Raw genomic sequence first — 16,361 nt, forward strand, 5'->3', positions numbered from 1 at the left:
TGTCGAGTTGCGCCAAAGCCGCCCGGCGCCGGGCGGCTTTGGCGCAAATCGACACCATCGCGGTCGATGCCAACGAACTGGCGACGCTGAGCGGCCTGGAGCGCGCCGTCGATCGCGCCCGCGCCGAACTCGACGTGGCAAGCGTGCAGATCAGCTTCGCGCCCGAGGGTGTGCGAACGGTCGTTCTCGATGGCGTGGTCCATGCTGCGAGCGAGCCGCTCGCCCTGACCCGGGATGCCACGCTCGAGCTCGAAGGCTTCGGCCGGCTGCATCTGCGGCCCGGCGGCGGCACGGCGGCGCTCGGGCGTAAGCTCGACGACGCCGAGCGCGCTTTGAATGCAGCACTCTCCCGGCTTGGAACAGCCAATATGGCGGAAGCGCACCGGCTGAGCCAAATGCGGGGCGATGCAGCCTCCGAGGCCGCAGCCCTGACCAAGACGCTGGCGGTGCTGGCCCCGAAGGGCGTCGATGCGCTGCGACAGGCCGTCGAAGCCGGCGCGGCGCGGCTCGCCCGCGACCAGGAGGGGACTGAACCGTCCGACGCGGCCGGGCTCGCGGATGCGCGACGCAAGCGCGACGCGGCCCGATCGGCCGTGCAGGCCAGCGAAGCAGCCCGCCGGGCGGCTGCCTTCGCCGATGGAGCCGCCGCCACCGAGGCCGCCACCCTGGACGAGCGACGCGACGCGGCTCTGCGCCAGCGGGATGCGTTGAGCGACGAACTCGCGGCCGTCCGCGGGCGCGTTGACGACGATCTCCTGACGGGACGGCTCACGGCCGCGGAGGCCCTGTTGGGGGCTGCCCTGGCGGCGGAAGCCTCCGCCAAGGCTGCCGTCGCAGCCTCCGACGTCGAGGCGACCCGGCTGACCCTGGAACGATCCGAGCGGGCCGAACGGGAGATCCGACGCGATCTCGCGACGCTCGAAGGCGAGCAGCGCGACCTGCGGGTCGAATTGCGGGCGATCGGCCAGGACGGGCTTGGCGAGCGCCTGTCGGCCCTGGAAGGCGAGATCGAGGCCGGCCGCTCGCGCCTGGGCGCCTTGGAGCGCGAAGCCGCGGCGAGCCGGCTGCTGCATGAAACGCTTGTGGCGGCGCAGCGCGACGCCAAGGAACGTTGGCTCGGGCCGGTGCGCGACCGGGTCACGCCCTATCTTCGGCTGATCCACCCCGAAAGCGAGATCCGGCTCGACGATCAGAGCCTGGAGATCGAGGGGCTTTACCGCGACGGCGTGTTGGAACAGTTCGGCGCCCTCAGCATGGGCGCGCGGGAACAGGTCGCGGTCGTGACACGCCTCGCCCTCGCGGACATCCTGAAGGCGGCCGGCCACCCGGCCGCCGTGATCCTCGACGACGCCCTGGTGAACACCGACGACGCCCGGCTCGATCGCATGCGCAACGTGCTGACGCGGGCCGCCCGCGGCCTGCAGATCCTGATCCTGACCTGTCGTGAGCGTGATTTCCTGGGGCTTGGGGCCACCCATCGGTTTTGATCCGCCGATTGCATATTGCATCCTACCCGCCAGCCGCCTATAGAGCTTCCACCGTGACGTTCACCGCTTCATGGTCCGCATGGTTCGGGCGCGTAGCTCAGCGGGAGAGCACTTCCTTGACATGGAAGGGGTCACAGGTTCGATCCCTGTCGCGCCCACCACGAACCTTGAGCAGCCTGAAAAACCGATCTGGTGATGACGCCGTTTCGATCGATGCGGTCGTCAATCAACCGATCTGATCGGTCGCATTTGCGTTATGGTGAACGCACCGCCGACCAATCTTGACGTTGAGTGAGACAATCCGGCAGAGCAGAGCGGTGCCGCGCAAACGCTGATTCAGAATAACCCGAGATTCGGCTTTGCGGTCGTTACGGAAGGCCCTAAGTCCAGACGGTGCACGGAACGGACTTCGTTTGATCTCGTCGCGGGGCGCGTCATGGGCGATCTGAAGCGGATGGTTGGAGACGAAGCCGTGTCGGTTGGCGAATCCGCCTCTGCGAATCTGGTCACGCCCAATCCGATGGATGCCCTGAACCGGCGCGACATCGAGATCATCAAGCGTTCGCTGGTCAATATGCACAAGGACAATGCCGAACTTCGGGGCGCCATCGTAGCCTTGCATGGCCGCGGCACAGCGGCCCCGTCCCGGTTGTTCTTTGTGTCCCTCGGCGTCGTCATGCTGATTGTCGTCGGTGCCGTGACGATCGCGCGCCCGCAGATCGATGCAAGCTTGTCGAAGATCCCCGCCCTGGCTCGGCTTTCGGGCAGCCCAATCACCCGCTGATCGGACCTTCGTCGTCGTCCAGCCGCCCGTCCTTGTCGGTGGCGCCCGATTTCACCCGCATGGATTCAGGATCGTCGTCTTCGTCGAGGTCGAAGGTGCTGCACCAGCCCGCGGCCCATTCCCGATGTTGCGGCGTTCGGAGGCTGTAGGGGTTTTCAGCGAGCTTCCGGCCTTCGTCACGGGCCTGCGTGCCCTGCCGGAAGCAGTCTTCGAGGCTTGGGAACGCCGGCATTGTTCATCTCCGCCGAATCGCCGTTGGTCCTGAGAGCCTATCAGGTGGATGTGAAATCCATGCCGCTCACGCGGATGATTCGGCGGAGCGAGATTTAAACCTTCGTTTCGTTCAGACCGAAGCAGGCGATGGTGGCATTCGTCGCGGTCGGCTGCCCGATCAGGCTGGGTGGTCCGCTTGGACCGATAACCTTTAGCGCCCGGACGAGGGCTGCTTGAGGGGGCGGCGCGGCGACAGGATCGGATCGTGTTCCAGCAGGCCGAACAGCAGGTGGTCCTGCCACACGCCGTTGATGCGCAGGTAGGACCGCGCATAGCCCTCGCGGCGGAAGCCGACGCTTTCCAAGAGATGCGCCGACGCATCGTTGTGGGGCAGGCAGGCCGCCTCCAGCCGGTGCAGCCGCAAGGTCACGAAGCAATAATGCGCCACGGCCCGCACGGCGCGGCTCATGTAGCCCTTGCCTGCGAAGGGTTGGCCCATCCAGTAGCCGAGCGTCGCGGTTTGCGCGACGCCCCGTGACACCTGCCCGATGGTGATGCCGCCCACCAGCGCTTCCCGTTCGTCAAAGATAAAGAACGGATAGGCCTCGTCGCGCTCGATTTCTTCCGTGTGAGCCCGCAAGCGGCGCCGATAGGCCACGCGCGTCAGGTCGTCGGCCGGCCAGATCGGCTCCCAGGGCGTCAGAAAGGCGCGGCTGCGATCCCGCAGCGCCACCCATTCCTCATAATCGCGCATCTCGGCTGGTCGCAGGGTGACGCCGTCGCCTCGCAGGATCAGGGTGTTCTCGCCGGGAAGCCCGAGCCGAAACAAAGCCATGGTCAGGCAAGCTCCAGGTCGGACCGGGTCGCGAGGCCGCGGAACCGCGCCGCGATCCGTTCGGGCGTCGGCACCTTGCCGACCGGACCGATCGCCGCGACGGTCGGAGGGGTGGCCAGCATGGCGGCGCCGATCGCCTTGGCTTCCGCCAGCGTGATGGCATCCACCTTGGCGATGATCTCGTGCCCGGGGATGATGCGGCCGAACGCCATGTGCTGACGGGCGATCTGCTCGGCCCGGGCACTCGACGATTCGAGGGCGGTCAGCAACGACACCTTCAGCTGCGCTTTCGCGCGTGCCACTTCGGCTTCCGTCAGCGTCTCGGTGGTTTCGGCAAGGCAATCGAGCGCCACCGGCATCAGTTCGGCCACCTGAGCGGCCGAGGTCGCGGCATAGAAGCCGAACAGCCCCGTATCCTCATAGGTCCAGTCAAAGCTGTGGATCGAATACGTCAGGCCGCGCTCTTCCCGCACGGTCTGAAACAGCCGGGACGACATGCCGCCACCCACCGCATGCGAGAAGATATGCGCTGCATAATGGCGCGGGTCGCGAAACGAGAAAGCCTCGAAGGCCACCGTCACATGGGCCTGCTCGAGCCGACGCTTCTCGCGGGCGTCGCCGCCCACGTAGCGGGCCGTCACGGCGGCCCGATGCGGGGTTGCCGGAACCCCGCTCAGCTGCTTCGCCACGTCGTCGCAGAACCGTTCGTGGTCGATCGCACCGGCCGCCGCCACGATCATGTTGCCGGCGCCATATTGCGAGGCGACATAATCCGCGATGGCGTCGCGCGAAAAACCGGCGACGCTGTCGGGCGTGCCCAGAATGGCGCGGCCGATCGCCTGGTCCGGATAGGCGGTGCGGGTCAGCATCTCGAAAACGAGGTCGTCGGGCGTGTCCTCGACGGCGGCGATCTCCTGGATCACCACGCTTTTCTCACGCTCCATCTCGGCCGGATCGAAGCTGCTGTCGGTCAGAATATCGGCCAGGATGTCGAGCGCCAACCCGGTGTCTGCCGCCAGCACGCGGGCGTAATAGGCGGTCTGCTCGGTCGAGGTGCCGGCATTGAGGTCGCCCCCCGCCGACTCGATCTCTTCCGCGATGGCGCGGGCAGAGCGGCGGCGCGTACCTTTGAAGGCCATGTGCTCGAGGAAATGCGACAGGCCGTGCTGCGCCGCGGTTTCGTGGCGCGAGCCGCTCCCCACCCAGATGCCGAGCGCCGTCGTCTCGATGTGCGGCATCGCGTCGGTCAGAACGCGCAATCCGTTCGGCAGGGTGGAGACCGTGACGGTCACGCCGCGGCTCCGGCCCGCTCGCGGATGAAGCGCTGCACGGCCGCGACGTCGTTCGGCAGCACCGTGAAGCGCTCCGGCCGGTGCATCAGGTCGGCCATGTGGGGCGGCAGGGCAGGGTGCTGGCCCGTGGCCCGCACCACCGCATCGGGGAATTTTGCGGGATGGGCGGTCCCGAGCACCACCATCGGGCTGCTGCCGCCCTCCTGCGCCAAAGCGCGCCGCGCCGCGTGGACGCCGACTGCGGTATGCGGATCGAGGATGTGTCCCGTTTCGCGATAGGTGCGCCGCATCTCGTCGGCTGTCTCGACCTCGTCGGTGCGAAAGGCGTCGAACTCGCCACGCAATTGCGCCAGGGCCTGTGGCGGAACGCTGAAGTGGCCTCCCTGGCGCAGGCCGCCCATCAGGCCCCGCAGCGTTGCCGCGTCGCGCCCGAGCGCATCGAACAGGGCGCGCTCGAAATTCGACGAGATCTGGATATCCATCGAGGGTGACTGCGTTTGCGCCACGTCGCGCAGCGCATAATCGCCGTCGGCGAGGCAGCGCTGCAGGATGTCGTTCTCGTTGGTAGCGATCACCAGCCGGTCGATCGGCAGGCCCATGCGCTTGGCCACGTGCCCGGCGAAGATGTCGCCGAAATTGCCGGTCGGTACCGTGAACGACACCGGCCGGTGTGGACCGCCGAGCGCCACCGCGGCGACGAAGTAATAGGTGATCTGCGCCACGATGCGGGCCCAGTTGATCGAATTGACGCCCGTCAGCTGCACGGCGTCGCGGAACTCGTGGTGGTTGAACATCGCCTTGACGATGCTTTGACAATCGTCGAACGACCCCTCGACCGCGATGGCATGGATGTTGGCGTCGGGCACGGAGGTCATCTGCCGCCGTTGCACGTCCGACACGCGCCCATGCGGATACAGGATCACCACATCGACCTGCGGCAGGCCGCGGAATGCCTCGACGGCCGCAGCCCCCGTATCGCCCGAGGTGGCACCCACCACCACGGCGCGTTCGCCCTTGCGACCGAGCGCCCGATCCATCATGCGGCCGAGCAACTGCATGGCCACATCCTTGAACGCCAAGGTCGGGCCGTGGAAAAGCTCCAGCACGAAGAGGTTGGTCTCGAGTTGCACCAGCGGCGTCACGGCCGGGTGGCGGAAGCTGCGGTAGGCGCCCGCAATCATCTCCCGCAGATCGTCGGGCGCGAAAGCATCCGCCGCGAAGGGCGCGATTACGGCTTCGGCCACCTCGGCGTAGGGACGCCCCGCGAAGCCTGCGATGGTGGCAGCGTCGAGGCTCGGGACGACGTCCGGAACATAAAGGCCGCCATCCCGCGCAAGGCCTGCGGTCATGGCATCGAAGAAGCTCGCGGCCGGCGCTTCGCCGCGCGTCGAGATGTAGTGCACGTGTGTCCTTTAGCGGTTCCTGCCTTCATGCCGCCTTCGCGGCGCGCTGGCTACAATCTTTTTGCCGCTGTGGCGTCGGGTGGACCGGCGCCGCGGGGAACCACCCGGTTCCAGATCACGCCTGCAAACACAAGACAAAGCCCGCCCGCAAGGCCAAACCAGGTCATGGCGTAGGACAGGTGATTGTTCGGAATGTCGAGCACGGTTTCGCCGCCCTGGGGCAGGCCGCCCGGAAGCGCGCCGGCATCCGCATCGATCGTGAAGGGGGCCACCCCTTCGATGTGGAACCAGGCCGCCATCGCGGCCGGATCACGGGTGAACCAGGTGCCGGCGCCGGGGTCGTCGGCGGGTGTAAAGGGATTGCGGCTTTCGGGTTCGCGCATCAGGCCGGTGACGACCACCCGGCCGGGGATCTGCCCGGTTGGTCGCGCCGAAGCGGCCAGCCTATCCTGCGGGACGAAACCACGGTTGACGATCACCACGCGCCCGTCATCGAGCCGCAACGGCGTGAGAACCAGGTCGCCGAGGCCGTGAAAGGGGCCACGGGCCGTTTCGGCCGACAGTGGGCGGAACACATGCGCTTCGTCGCCATGCAGAAAGGTGCCGGTCAGCACCACATGGCGATAGGCATAGTCGACCGGTCGCAGCGACGGCCACGTGTCGGCTGGCGGGAGCGGCTGCGGCGGTGCCGTGGTGCGCTCGGCAATCTGCGCGAGAAGCTCGGTCTTCCAAGTGAGGCGTCGCAGCTGCCAGAGCCCGAGTGCGATCAACAGCGCGAAGGCCAGCAGGAAGGCGAGGACCGGGCCCACGAGACCGCGAAGGCGAGCCATGCTCAGCTTTCCAATTGCCCTTGCTCGGCCCTGTTTCGATATTGCAAGGCGACCAGGATGCCCTTGGCGGGCCGGAGCACCGCGAGGCAGAGCAGCACCGCCAACGGCAGCGAGATGACGAGATGCACCCAGATCGGCGGCTCGTAGGCAATGTCGAGGATGAGTGCCAGGCCCACCACCAGCGTGCCCACTGCCAACGTCACGAAGACTGCGGGACCGTCGCCCGCATCCGCAAAGCCGAGATCGAGCCCGCACTGGTCGCAGCGCGGGGCGACGGTGAGAAAGCCGCGGAACAGCCGACCCATGCCGCAGCGCGGGCATCGCCCGGCGAGGCCAGCCGAGATAGCACTGGGAGCCGCTTCATCCGCGCCATCCGGCATGCTCACGCCCCCATGCCGACATGGAACCAAGCCGGATTCCACGATCCGACAGGTGAGCTCAAGGGCTGCAGATCCGCCATCAGCCAGGCGTGGCCTCCATGGCGGCCCCCCAACTGCCCCAAACATAGATGCTGGCGAAGAGGAACAGCCAGACCACGTCGACGAAATGCCAGTACCACGCCGCAAATTCGAAACCGAGGTGCTGCTTTGGCGTGAAGGCACCGGCCATGACGCGCATCAAGCACACGAGAAGGAAGATCGTACCGACGATGACGTGGAAGCCGTGGAAGCCGGTCGCCATGAAGAAGGTCGCGCCGAAGATATTATCCCTGAACGCAAAGGGCGCATGGGCATATTCATAGGCTTGAACGGTGGTGAACAGCAGGCCGAGCGCCACCGTGAAGATCAGGCCGGTTCGCATCGACTTGCGGTCGTTGCCGAGCAGGGCGTGATGGGCCCAGGTGATGGTGGTGCCCGAAGTCAGCAGGATCAGCGTGTTGAACAGTGGGAAGTGCCAGGGGTCGATGACGTCGACACCCTTGGGCGGCCAGTGCCCGCCCGTGAAACTGTCGCGCAGATATTCGGTCTTGTAGGCGGGGAACAGGCTGACGTTAAAATAGGCCCAGAACCACGCCACGAAGAACATCACCTCGGAGGCGATGAACATGATCATGCCATAGCGGTGGCTAAGCTGCACGACCCGGGTATGGGCGCCTTCGTGGTCGGCTTCGTGGATCACGTCGACCCACCACTGCATCATCACGTAAAGAACGCCGCCAAGCCCGGCGACGAACAGATAGGGCCCGAGCTTCAGCCCGAGCATCGTCATGCCCTTCATCCACATGACGCCACCGACCGCCAGAATGAAGGCGCTGACCGAGGCGACGAGCGGCCAGGGACTTGGGGCCACCAGGTGGTAGTCGTGTTTGGGTTTGGCGTGGGCGTCGGCCATGACGGGTCGCTTTCCTTCCGCATAGGACGCTTCGCCCGGCATGGAGCCGGCGTGCGTCAGAGTTTTTTGTCGCTGCCGGCTTTGCCGGTCTCGGTGTCCGTCATGGCCGCCTTCTCGCGGTCGCGAACGGGAAAGAATGTATAGGAAAGCGTGACGCTGTCGACGGCCGCAAGCGACTTGTCGTGCTCGAGTGCGGGGTCGAGGAAGAACACGACCGGCATCTCGACGGTCTCGTTGGGGCCGACGGTCTGCTCCGAAAAGCAGAAACAGTTGATCTTGTCGAAATAGGCGCCGACGACGTCCGGCGTGACGTTGTATTCGGCGCGCCCCGTGACGGGCCGCCCGGCGTCGTTGCGGACCTTGAAGTAGACCGTCGCGGTCTGCCCGGTGCGCAGGGTGATCTCGGGCGTCTCGGGCGCAAAGCTCCAGGGCAGGCCGGGCCCGACATTGCCATCGAACCGTACCGTCAAGGTGCGGGCGCCGGAGATCGCGGGCGCCTGCTTGGCGACCTGCGTGGTTCCGGCAAAACCGGTGGCGGCGCAGAAGGCGCGGTAGAGCGGTACGGAAGCGTAGGTGAGCGCCAGCATGGCCGCCACGGCCGCCACAACGGCGGCAGCCGTCCAGCCATGCCGGGCGCCGGGCGCCGCCATGCCGGCTAGCTGCCGTCGAACATGTTGAAGACCCGAGAGCCGAGCTTCACGATCGTGATCACGTAGAACAACAGAACCAGAGCCGCCACGGCGAGGCCGATGGCCATGTTACGCGCCCGCCGACTGCGCAGTTCCGCAGGTGTCAGAACGACACCAGGCAGCGGCTCGGGGCTGTTCGGCAGGGACGGCGCCATTCTACAGGCCGATGCCGAGCGCATGCTCGGCCAGCAGCACGGCATAAAGCAGTGTCAGATACAGGATCGAAAAGCCGAACAGGTTCTTGGCAGCCGCAGCGGCCGCCTCGCCATCCCGCAGCCGATAAACCTGAACCGCGAACCACAGCATCGTCGCCCCCGCCGCGGCGGCCACGATGCCGTAAAGCGGTCCACCGAGGCCCATGGCCCAGGGCAGGCAACCGAGTGGCGCCAGCAGGAGGGTGTAGACCAGGATCTCCGTCCGGGTGCGGTCAGGGCCCTTGACGTTGGGCATCATCGGAATGCCGGCCTTGGCATATTCTTCGGACTTGATGAGGGCCAGTGCCCAGAAGTGCGGCGGGGTCCAGACGAAGATGATGGCGAACAGCACGAAGCTGGCCCAGGTCACGGAACCGGTCGTCACCGCATAGCCGATCATCGGCGGGAAGGCGCCTGCGGCGCCGCCGATGACGATGTTCTGCGGCGTCGAGCGCTTCAGCCACATCGTGTAGACAACGGCATAGAATAGGATGGTGCCAAGAAGCAGCGCGCCCGAGATCCAGTTCGCCACCAGCGTCAGGACCATCACGGACAAGATCGACAGGATCACCCCGAAGGCCAGCGCCTCGGACGCCGCCACGCGTCCATCCGGGATCGGCCGCTTGCGGGTGCGGGTCATGATCGCATCGATGTCGGCGTCATAGACCATGTTGAGGGCGCCCGATGCGCCGGCCCCGACCGTGATGGCGAAGAGCGCGATGAGGCCGACCAGCGGGTTGAGATGGCCCGGCGCCACCAGCATGCCACAGAGGGCGGTGAACACCACCAGCGACATGACCCGGGGCTTCAACAGTTCCAGAAAATCGCGTGGCATCGCCAGCGATGTTCTGGCCTTCGATCGGTCCTCGAAGCCGGACTGCCGTTCCGTCACCACACTCATCAGGGAAACATCGTCCTAGTGGTCGGCGCCTGTGATGCGCGGCAGCGTTTCAAACTGGTGGAACGGCGGCGGCGACGACAGCGTCCATTCCAGCGTCGTGGCACCGACGCCCCAAGGGTTGTCGCCCGCGACGCGCTTCAGCTTGAACGCCTCGTAGATCATATAAAGGAACACCACGACCCCTGCACCCGAGATCAGGGCCCCGATGGACGACACCTGATTCCACAGACTGTAGGCCGACGGATAGTCGACATAGCGACGCGGCATGCCGGCGAGGCCGAGGAAGTGTTGCGGGAAGAACGTGAGGTTGACACCCACGAACATGATCCAGAACTGAAGATTGCCGAGCCGCTCATTGTACATGTATCCCGACATCTTCGGGAACCAATAATAGAAACCGGCGAACAGCGCGAAGACGGCGCCGAGCGACAGCACGTAGTGGAAATGGGCCACGACGTAATAGGTCTCGTGCAGCGCACGGTCGACGCCGGCATTGGCCAGCACCACGCCGGTGACGCCGCCGACCGTGAACAGGAACACGAAGCCGACCGCCCACAGCATCGGCGTCCGGAACGCGATCGAGCCGCCCCACATGGTGGCGATCCAGGAAAACACCTTCACGCCGGTCGGCACCGCGATCACCATGGTGGCGAACACGAAGTACCGCTGCGTGTCGAGCGACATGCCGACGGTGTACATATGGTGAGCCCAGACCACGAAGCCGACGACGCCGATCGCCACCATCGCATAGGCCATGCCGAGATAGCCGAAGACGGGCTTCTTGGAGAAGGTCGAGATGATGTGGCTGATGATGCCGAAGGCCGGCAGGATCAGGATGTAGACTTCCGGGTGGCCGAAGAACCAGAACAGGTGCTGGAACAACAGCGGATCGCCGCCATAGGTCGGATCGAAAAAGGCCGTACCGAAATTACGGTCGGTCAGCAGCATGGTGATGGCGCCGGCCAGCACCGGCAGCGACAGCACCAGCAGAAAGGCCGTCACCAGCACCGACCAGGCGAAAAGCGGCATCTTGTGGATCGTCATGCCCGGGGCGCGCATGTTCAGGATGGTGGTGATGAAGTTGATGGCGCCAAGGATCGAGGACGCGCCGGCCGTGTGCAGCGCCAGGATCAGGAAGTCCATCGCCGGGCCGGGATGGCCGGTGTTCGACGACAACGGCGGGTACATCACCCAGCCACCACCAAAGCCGCGCATGCCCGGTGCACCCTCGACATGCAGCGAGATGATGAGCAACAGGAAGGCGGCCGGCAGCAGCCAGAACGAGATGTTGTTCAGCCGTGGGAACGCCATGTCGGGTGCGCCGATCATGATCGGCACGAACCAGTTGCCGAAACCGCCGATCAGCGCCGGCATGACCATGAAGAAGATCATGATTAGGCCGTGGGCGGTGATCTGCACGTTGTAGAGGTTCTTGCCCATCTCGACCATGTTGGTCGAGTCGGCTTCGCCGATGACCTGGGCCAGATGGCCCATGAAGTGCCAGTCGGGATTGAACAGCTGCAGCCGAATGAAGATCGACATCATGCCGCCGATGCACCCCGCGAAGATCGCGAAGATCAGGTAGAGGGTGCCGATGTCTTTGTGGTTGGTCGAGTACAGGTAACGGCGCCAGCCATGCGGGTGGCTGTGGGCGGCGGTGTCGACGGAAGCGGCGTTCGGCATGGACGATCTTTCGGCTACGCGTCGACTTCGATCAAGGATGCAGCGGGGCGGCGTCGGCAAGCCGCGTGACGGCAGGACGGCTGTCGGCGAACTTCGTCTTGGCGCTCTGCAGCCAAGCGTCGTAGTCCGGTGCGCTCACGACCCGCACGGCGATCGGCATATAGGCATGGTCCTTGCCGCAGAGCTTCGAGCATTGGCCGTAATAGATGCCTTCGCGCTCGGCCTTGAACCAGGTTTCATTCAATCGGCCCGGAACGGCGTCGATACGGGATCCGAGCGACTGCACCACCCAGGAATGGATGACGTCGGCGCCCGTGACCTGGACCCGCACCACCTTGTTGACCGGCACCACCACCTCGTTGTCGACCGATAACAGGTGGATATCGCCGGGCTTCAGATCGGCATCCTGCTTTAACACCGAGTCAAAGCCGAAGCCGCCGTTCTGGTCCTTTGGATAGTCGTAGCTCCAATACCATTGTTTGCCGGTGGCCTTGATGGTGAGGTCGGCCTTCGGAATGACGAGCTGATGCGTCAGGAGCCGGAAAGACGGGATCGCGATCACGACGAGCAGCAGCACCGGGATGATGGTCCAAGCCACTTCCAGGCCGGTGTGGTGGGTGGTCTTCGACGGTACCGGATGGACGGTCTCGTTGAAGCGGAACACGCAGATCAACAGCAAGGCCGCCACAAAAAGGCAGATCGCCACGATGATCGGCAGGATCAGGTAATCGTGGAAATGGTGGATTTCGGTGGCGATCGGCGTCACGGCCTCCTGGAAGCCGATCTGCCCCGGGACCGCGTGACCGGCCACAGCCGCGAAGGCATGCGTGCCAAAGCACGATCCCAGTGACACGAATCCAGCCCGAAGGGCCTTGCCGAGCCTAGTGCCGGGCATGATGTCGCCGCTCCCCTGTACAGGTGGATATTTTTCATACGCGTTGTGCCCGCGCCTTCCACCCTTGAACCGTTCCAACCATAAAGCTGTCGTCAGCGCAATGCCAGCCGGCATCGGTCTCGCGGACGCGCGGCAAAACATACGCGCCTCGACGGCAGTCGCCGGGTGGTGGCTGCGTCCTCGGCTTGACAGCGACCCGCCATTTGCTAGGCCACGGCAACAAGGCCGAAGGAGTCAGCATGGCAGGGGCGCAATCGCCCGCGCGACGGATGGCGCGCAGAGGGAGGGCTTCGGCCTGCATGGTGGCGTTGGTCGCCGGCTGTTTCATCGGCAGTGGCACAGGCGCTTCGGCGCAAGGCGTCGTGAAGCAGAAGTTCGGCGACTGGGAAGAGCGGTGCGAAACGCCGCCCGGCGCCCAGAAAGAACAATGCGCGCTGATCCAGAGCGTGGCGGCCGAGGACCGGCCCAACGTGAACCTGGTGGTCATTGTGCTGAAGACGGCGGATGGCAAGAGCCGGCTGCTGCGCGTCGTGGCGCCGCTCGGGGTGCTGTTGCCTTCGGGTCTGGGCCTGAAGGTGGACCAGACGGATGTCGGCCGCGCCGGCTTCGTGCGTTGCCTGCCCACCGGCTGCATCGCCGAGGTGATGATGGAGGACAAGCTGATCGACCAGCTGTCGAACGGCACGGCCGCGACCTTCATCATCTTCCAGACTCCCGAGGAGGGGATCGGCATCCCGCTGACGCTGAACGGCTTCAAGGACGGTTTCGCCAAGCTGCCATGATGACGCCGTTTCGACGGCGTGGCGGGTCGCGCCGCTCCGGCTTGTTGGAGGATTGTGGATGATCGACCGCGGCCGCCCCCACATCCGGGTCATCGCCATGCCGGCCGACACCAACCCGTCCGGCGACATTTTCGGCGGCTGGCTGATGGCCCAGATGGATCTTGCGGCCGGCAACGCCGCCGCCTTGCGGGCCCGCGGCCGCTGCGCCACCGTGGCGGTGAATTCCATGGTGTTCCACACACCGGTACTGGTGGGCGATGAGGTCAGCTTTTATGCCGACATCGAAAAGGTGGGACGCAGCTCGATGACGATCCGGGTCGAGGCGTGGCGGCGCAGCCGCGATTCGGACGACACCAGCAAGGTGACAGAGGCCGTGTTCAGCTTCGTGGCCATCGATGCCGAGCGCCGCCCACGCGCCGTGCCGACGACCTGACGGCTGCGCTCACCGACCCTCGGCCGTCGCCGTGTCCAAGGCATGATGGCGCCACACCCACAGGGCCATTAGCGCCACCGGCAGGCCGATCAGCGCCGTCCCGGTGAAGAAGCCCGTGAACCCCGTCCGCTCGATGACATAGCCCGACAGCCCGGCCAGCAGGCTGCCCGGGAAGGCGCAAAGCGACGTCAACAGCGCATATTGGGCGGCCGCATATTGGCTCGAGCTCAGCGCCGACATGTAGGTGATCAGCACGATGGAGGCGAACGCATAAGCGAAATCGTCGATGCTGACCGCCGTCGCGAAAAGCCAGAACTCACCGCCGCCGCGGTCGCCGCGCAGAGCCAGATAGGCTAGCGCCAGATGCGACAGCGAAGCGAAGACGGTGCCGATCAGCAATGTCGGCATCAGTCCCAGGCGCTTCACCACCCACGTGGCAAGAAAGGTGCCGGCAAGCGCCACCGGGAAGCCGAACAGCTTGGTGACGGTAGCAATGTCCGAGTTCGAATAGTGCAGGGCCTTGAATAAGGGCACCGCCATGGCGCTCGATACGTAGCCCGGCATGCGGAAGCCGGCGACGAGCAGCAGCACCGGCACGGCGACCGGCCCGAGACGGCCGCCGAGGTCACGGATCGGTGCCACGATGGTTTCGGTAAAGCCGCGCCAGGGCGTGGCCGGCTGCCGGTCGGGATCCGGTTCCGGCGCCGCCCAGGCGGCCACGAGGCCGGGCAGCATGGCCAATGTCATCACCAGATAGGCGGCGTGCCAGCCGACCGCATCGGCCAAGTACAGCGCGCCCGCGCCCGACACAAGATTGCCGAGGCGCCAACCCACCTCCGACCAGGACGACATCAACGCCTGCCGCTCCACCGGCGCCGCCGTGATGCGCCAGCCATCGATCACGACATCCTGCGTCGATCCCGCGATGCCGAGCGCAAAGGAAAACAGGATGGTCCACCACAGGCGGGTCGCGGGATCACCGAACGCGATGCCGGCGAGACACACTGCGATCCCGATCTGGGCCGCCACGATCCAGCCGCGACGCCGGCCAAGGAGGCGGCCGAGCACCGGCGGCGAACACCGGTCGAGGAAGGGCGCCCACAGGAATTTCAGCTTATAGGCGAGCGTCATCTCGCTGAGCAGGCTGAGGATGTGCAACGGCACATGGGCTTCGCTCAGCCATGCCGACTGCGTGCCGTAAACCAGCAGAAACGGGATGCCCGAGGAAAACCCGAGACCCAGCATGGCGGCGAGCCGCCGGTCGTGGAGCAGCTCCCGCACCGGAGCGAAGCGCGTCGGCGTGTCGGGCAGGGTTTCGGCGCGCATGGGACGGAGCGTCTCGTGGTGATGGGGTGCGCGTCAGGCCCGGGACGCCGGCCGCGCAAGCCAGGACGACCCGGTGGCGGTCGGCGCGAGGCCGAGATGGGCCGCAAGGCTGGCCCCGACATCCGCGAAGCTGTCGCGCCGGCCGATCGACATCGGGCCGCGCGCGGTGCAATGCGCCAGGATCGGTACGTGCTCCCGCGTGTGATCGGTGCCGCGGAAGGTCGGGTCGTTGCCGTGGTCGGCCGTGATGACCAGGAGGTCGTCGCGACGGAGGCGCGCCAACAGTTCGGGCACGCGATCGTCGAAGCGCTCGAGACAGGCCGCATAGCCGGCCGCATCGCGTCGATGACCATGGTCCGAGTCGAAATCGACGAGGTTGGCGACCATCAGCCCGCCATCCGCCACCGTATCGAGCGCGTCGAGGAGATGATCGAGGTTGCCGTCGTTGTCGGCGCCCTTGAGTTCGGTGCCGGTGTGACGATGCGCGAAGATATCGCCTGTCTTGCCGATGCTGACGATCGAGCGGTTCGCCTCGGCGGCCCGCTCGAACAGGGTGCCTGGCGGCGGTGGCACGGCGAAATCCTTGCGGTGCGGGGTGCGCCGGAAATCTGCCTGGGACACGCCGACGAAGGGACGGGCGATGACGCGGCCGATGCGCAACGGATCGCACAGGCGACGGGCGATGCGGCACAGGTCGTAAAGCCTGTCGAGACCGAAGACCTCTTCGTGGGCCGCGATCTGCAGTACGGAATCGACCGAGGTGTAGCAGATCGGCCAGCCGGTCCGCAGATGGGCCTCGCCGAGGTCGTCGATGATGTTGGTGCCCGAGGCATGGCAATTGCCGAGAATGCCGGTCAGGCCGGCCTCGGCCAGCAGGGTCGCGACAAAAGCCGGCGGAAAGCAGGGATTCTTGGTCGGGAAGTAGCCCCATGGGATGTCCACGGGCGTGCCTGCCAGCTCCCAATGCCCTGAGGGCGTGTCCTTGCCGTTCGAGCGCTCGATGCCGAACCCCCAGGAGGCGGTGGCTGGCGGCAACGAGAAACCCGGCGGCACGCGTCCGGTCGAAAGCCGCAGGGCGCCCCCGAGGCCAAGCGCGTCGAGGTGCGGCAGCCGCAATAGGCCTTGCCGCAGCCCCTCCCGGTCGGCCCGGCCGGCGGCGCAGGCTTCGGCGATATGTCCGAGGGTGTCGGCCCCGACGTCGCCATAGTCGGCTGCGTCGGCCGCAGCCCCGCAGCCGACGGAATCGAGCACCAGCAGGATCGCGCGTGTCATGGTGCCGCCT

At 66.0% G+C, this 16,361-nt stretch carries 17 protein-coding genes and 1 tRNA gene; 5 read left to right on the plus strand and 13 right to left on the minus strand.

The annotated features are described in order from the left end of the window. From P7D22_RS00980 to P7D22_RS00990, 3 genes are all read left to right on the plus strand, one after another. On the plus strand, positions 1-1,487 hold a 1,487-nt coding region (locus P7D22_RS00980; protein WP_442915997.1), incomplete at its 5' end, for a hypothetical protein. Positions 1,488-1,573: 86 nt separating this feature from the next. Continuing rightward, positions 1,574-1,648 (plus strand) — tRNA-Val (locus P7D22_RS00985). Between the two features lie 275 nt (positions 1,649-1,923). Beyond that, positions 1,924-2,271, plus strand: coding sequence for a hypothetical protein (locus P7D22_RS00990; protein ID WP_319932333.1), 348 nt, complete (start codon positions 1,924-1,926; stop codon positions 2,269-2,271). Here P7D22_RS00990 and P7D22_RS00995 read toward each other — a convergent pair. The 11 genes from P7D22_RS00995 to coxB all read right to left on the minus strand — a co-directional run bounded on the left by P7D22_RS00995 (position 2,261) and on the right by coxB (position 12,538). After that, a complete protein-coding gene (locus tag P7D22_RS00995) occupies positions 2,261-2,503 on the minus strand; it encodes a hypothetical protein (protein ID WP_319932334.1) in 243 nt (80 codons plus the stop codon). The two genes, P7D22_RS00990 and P7D22_RS00995, sit on opposite strands and share 11 nt — an antisense overlap. Positions 2,504-2,695: 192 nt before the next feature. Further along, positions 2,696-3,319: a GNAT family N-acetyltransferase gene (locus P7D22_RS01000; protein WP_319932335.1), complete on the minus strand. Its 624-nt coding sequence runs from the start codon at positions 3,317-3,319 to the stop codon at positions 2,696-2,698. Between the two features lie 2 nt (positions 3,320-3,321). Continuing rightward, positions 3,322-4,611, minus strand: coding sequence for a M16 family metallopeptidase (locus tag P7D22_RS01005; protein ID WP_319932336.1), 1,290 nt, complete (start codon positions 4,609-4,611; stop codon positions 3,322-3,324). Further along, complete coding sequence (thrC, locus tag P7D22_RS01010; RefSeq protein WP_319932337.1) at positions 4,608-6,014, minus strand: threonine synthase; 1,407 nt, start codon at positions 6,012-6,014, stop codon at positions 4,608-4,610. Before thrC ends, P7D22_RS01005 begins: the two co-directional genes overlap by 4 nt. A gap of 50 nt (positions 6,015-6,064) precedes the next feature. Continuing rightward, complete coding sequence (locus P7D22_RS01015) at positions 6,065-6,844, minus strand: SURF1 family protein (protein WP_319932338.1); 780 nt, start codon at positions 6,842-6,844, stop codon at positions 6,065-6,067. Positions 6,845-6,846: 2 nt separating this feature from the next. Beyond that, a complete protein-coding gene (locus P7D22_RS01020; RefSeq protein ID WP_442915998.1) occupies positions 6,847-7,224 on the minus strand; it encodes a DUF983 domain-containing protein in 378 nt (125 codons plus the stop codon). A 79-nt stretch (positions 7,225-7,303) separates the two neighbouring features. Then, positions 7,304-8,176, minus strand: coding sequence for a cytochrome c oxidase subunit 3 (locus P7D22_RS01025; RefSeq protein ID WP_319932340.1), 873 nt, complete (start codon positions 8,174-8,176; stop codon positions 7,304-7,306). A 56-nt stretch (positions 8,177-8,232) separates the two neighbouring features. Then, complete coding sequence (locus P7D22_RS01030) at positions 8,233-8,826, minus strand: cytochrome c oxidase assembly protein (RefSeq protein WP_319932341.1); 594 nt, start codon at positions 8,824-8,826, stop codon at positions 8,233-8,235. Positions 8,827-9,021: 195 nt separating this feature from the next. Then, entirely contained in the window at positions 9,022-9,960 is a 939-nt protein-coding gene (locus P7D22_RS01040; RefSeq protein ID WP_319932343.1) for a heme o synthase, read from the minus strand. 15 nt (positions 9,961-9,975) lie between these two features. Beyond that, on the minus strand, positions 9,976-11,643 hold the full coding sequence (gene ctaD / locus P7D22_RS01045) for a cytochrome c oxidase subunit I (protein ID WP_319932344.1): 1,668 nt from the start codon (positions 11,641-11,643) through the stop codon (positions 9,976-9,978). Between the two features lie 31 nt (positions 11,644-11,674). Next, positions 11,675-12,538 carry a cytochrome c oxidase subunit II gene (gene coxB / locus P7D22_RS01050; protein ID WP_319932345.1) on the minus strand — a complete coding sequence of 288 codons (864 nt, stop codon included), beginning with the start codon at positions 12,536-12,538 and terminating at the stop codon, positions 11,675-11,677. Between the two features lie 299 nt (positions 12,539-12,837). On the opposite strand from coxB, the gene P7D22_RS01055 reads away from it, so the two are divergent. After that, entirely contained in the window at positions 12,838-13,320 is a 483-nt protein-coding gene (locus P7D22_RS01055) for an invasion associated locus B family protein (protein ID WP_319932346.1), read from the plus strand. 58 nt (positions 13,321-13,378) lie between these two features. Continuing rightward, the gene (locus P7D22_RS01060; protein WP_319932347.1) at positions 13,379-13,753 is read left to right on the plus strand and encodes an acyl-CoA thioesterase; all 375 of its coding nucleotides are present in this window, start codon (positions 13,379-13,381) and stop codon (positions 13,751-13,753) included. Positions 13,754-13,762: 9 nt separating this feature from the next. Here P7D22_RS01060 and P7D22_RS01065 read toward each other — a convergent pair whose 3' ends face one another. After that, complete coding sequence (locus P7D22_RS01065; protein ID WP_319932348.1) at positions 13,763-15,079, minus strand: AmpG family muropeptide MFS transporter; 1,317 nt, start codon at positions 15,077-15,079, stop codon at positions 13,763-13,765. Between the two features lie 33 nt (positions 15,080-15,112). Further along, positions 15,113-16,351 carry a phosphopentomutase gene (locus tag P7D22_RS01070; protein ID WP_319932349.1) on the minus strand — a complete coding sequence of 413 codons (1,239 nt, stop codon included), beginning with the start codon at positions 16,349-16,351 and terminating at the stop codon, positions 15,113-15,115. Between the last annotated feature and the right edge of the window lie 10 nt (positions 16,352-16,361).

The organism is Lichenihabitans sp. Uapishka_5 (assembly GCF_033947565.1).
In the GTDB taxonomy this organism is placed as follows: domain Bacteria; phylum Pseudomonadota; class Alphaproteobacteria; order Rhizobiales; family Beijerinckiaceae; genus Lichenihabitans.

Excerpts from the sequence above, each read along its gene's own strand:
- P7D22_RS01000 (WP_319932335.1), bottom strand. The coding sequence starts at position 3,319 with ATGGCTTTGTTTCGGCTCGGGCTTCCCGGCGAGAACACCCTGATCCTG.
- P7D22_RS01040 (WP_319932343.1), bottom strand. The coding sequence starts at position 9,960 with ATGAGTGTGGTGACGGAACGGCAGTCCGGCTTCGAGGACCGATCGAAG.
- coxB (WP_319932345.1), bottom strand. The coding sequence starts at position 12,538 with ATGCCCGGCACTAGGCTCGGCAAGGCCCTTCGGGCTGGATTCGTGTCA.
- P7D22_RS00990 (WP_319932333.1), top strand. The coding sequence starts at position 1,924 with ATGGGCGATCTGAAGCGGATGGTTGGAGACGAAGCCGTGTCGGTTGGC.
- ctaD (WP_319932344.1), bottom strand. The coding sequence starts at position 11,643 with ATGCCGAACGCCGCTTCCGTCGACACCGCCGCCCACAGCCACCCGCAT.
- P7D22_RS01015 (WP_319932338.1), bottom strand. The coding sequence starts at position 6,844 with ATGGCTCGCCTTCGCGGTCTCGTGGGCCCGGTCCTCGCCTTCCTGCTG.
- P7D22_RS01020 (WP_442915998.1), bottom strand. The coding sequence starts at position 7,224 with ATGCCGGATGGCGCGGATGAAGCGGCTCCCAGTGCTATCTCGGCTGGC.
- P7D22_RS00995 (WP_319932334.1), bottom strand. The coding sequence starts at position 2,503 with ATGCCGGCGTTCCCAAGCCTCGAAGACTGCTTCCGGCAGGGCACGCAG.
- P7D22_RS01030 (WP_319932341.1), bottom strand. The coding sequence starts at position 8,826 with ATGGCGGCGCCCGGCGCCCGGCATGGCTGGACGGCTGCCGCCGTTGTG.
- P7D22_RS01055 (WP_319932346.1), top strand. The coding sequence starts at position 12,838 with ATGGTGGCGTTGGTCGCCGGCTGTTTCATCGGCAGTGGCACAGGCGCT.
- P7D22_RS01025 (WP_319932340.1), bottom strand. The coding sequence starts at position 8,176 with ATGGCCGACGCCCACGCCAAACCCAAACACGACTACCACCTGGTGGCC.
- P7D22_RS01065 (WP_319932348.1), bottom strand. The coding sequence starts at position 15,079 with ATGCGCGCCGAAACCCTGCCCGACACGCCGACGCGCTTCGCTCCGGTG.
- P7D22_RS01060 (WP_319932347.1), top strand. The coding sequence starts at position 13,379 with ATGATCGACCGCGGCCGCCCCCACATCCGGGTCATCGCCATGCCGGCC.
- P7D22_RS01070 (WP_319932349.1), bottom strand. The coding sequence starts at position 16,351 with ATGACACGCGCGATCCTGCTGGTGCTCGATTCCGTCGGCTGCGGGGCT.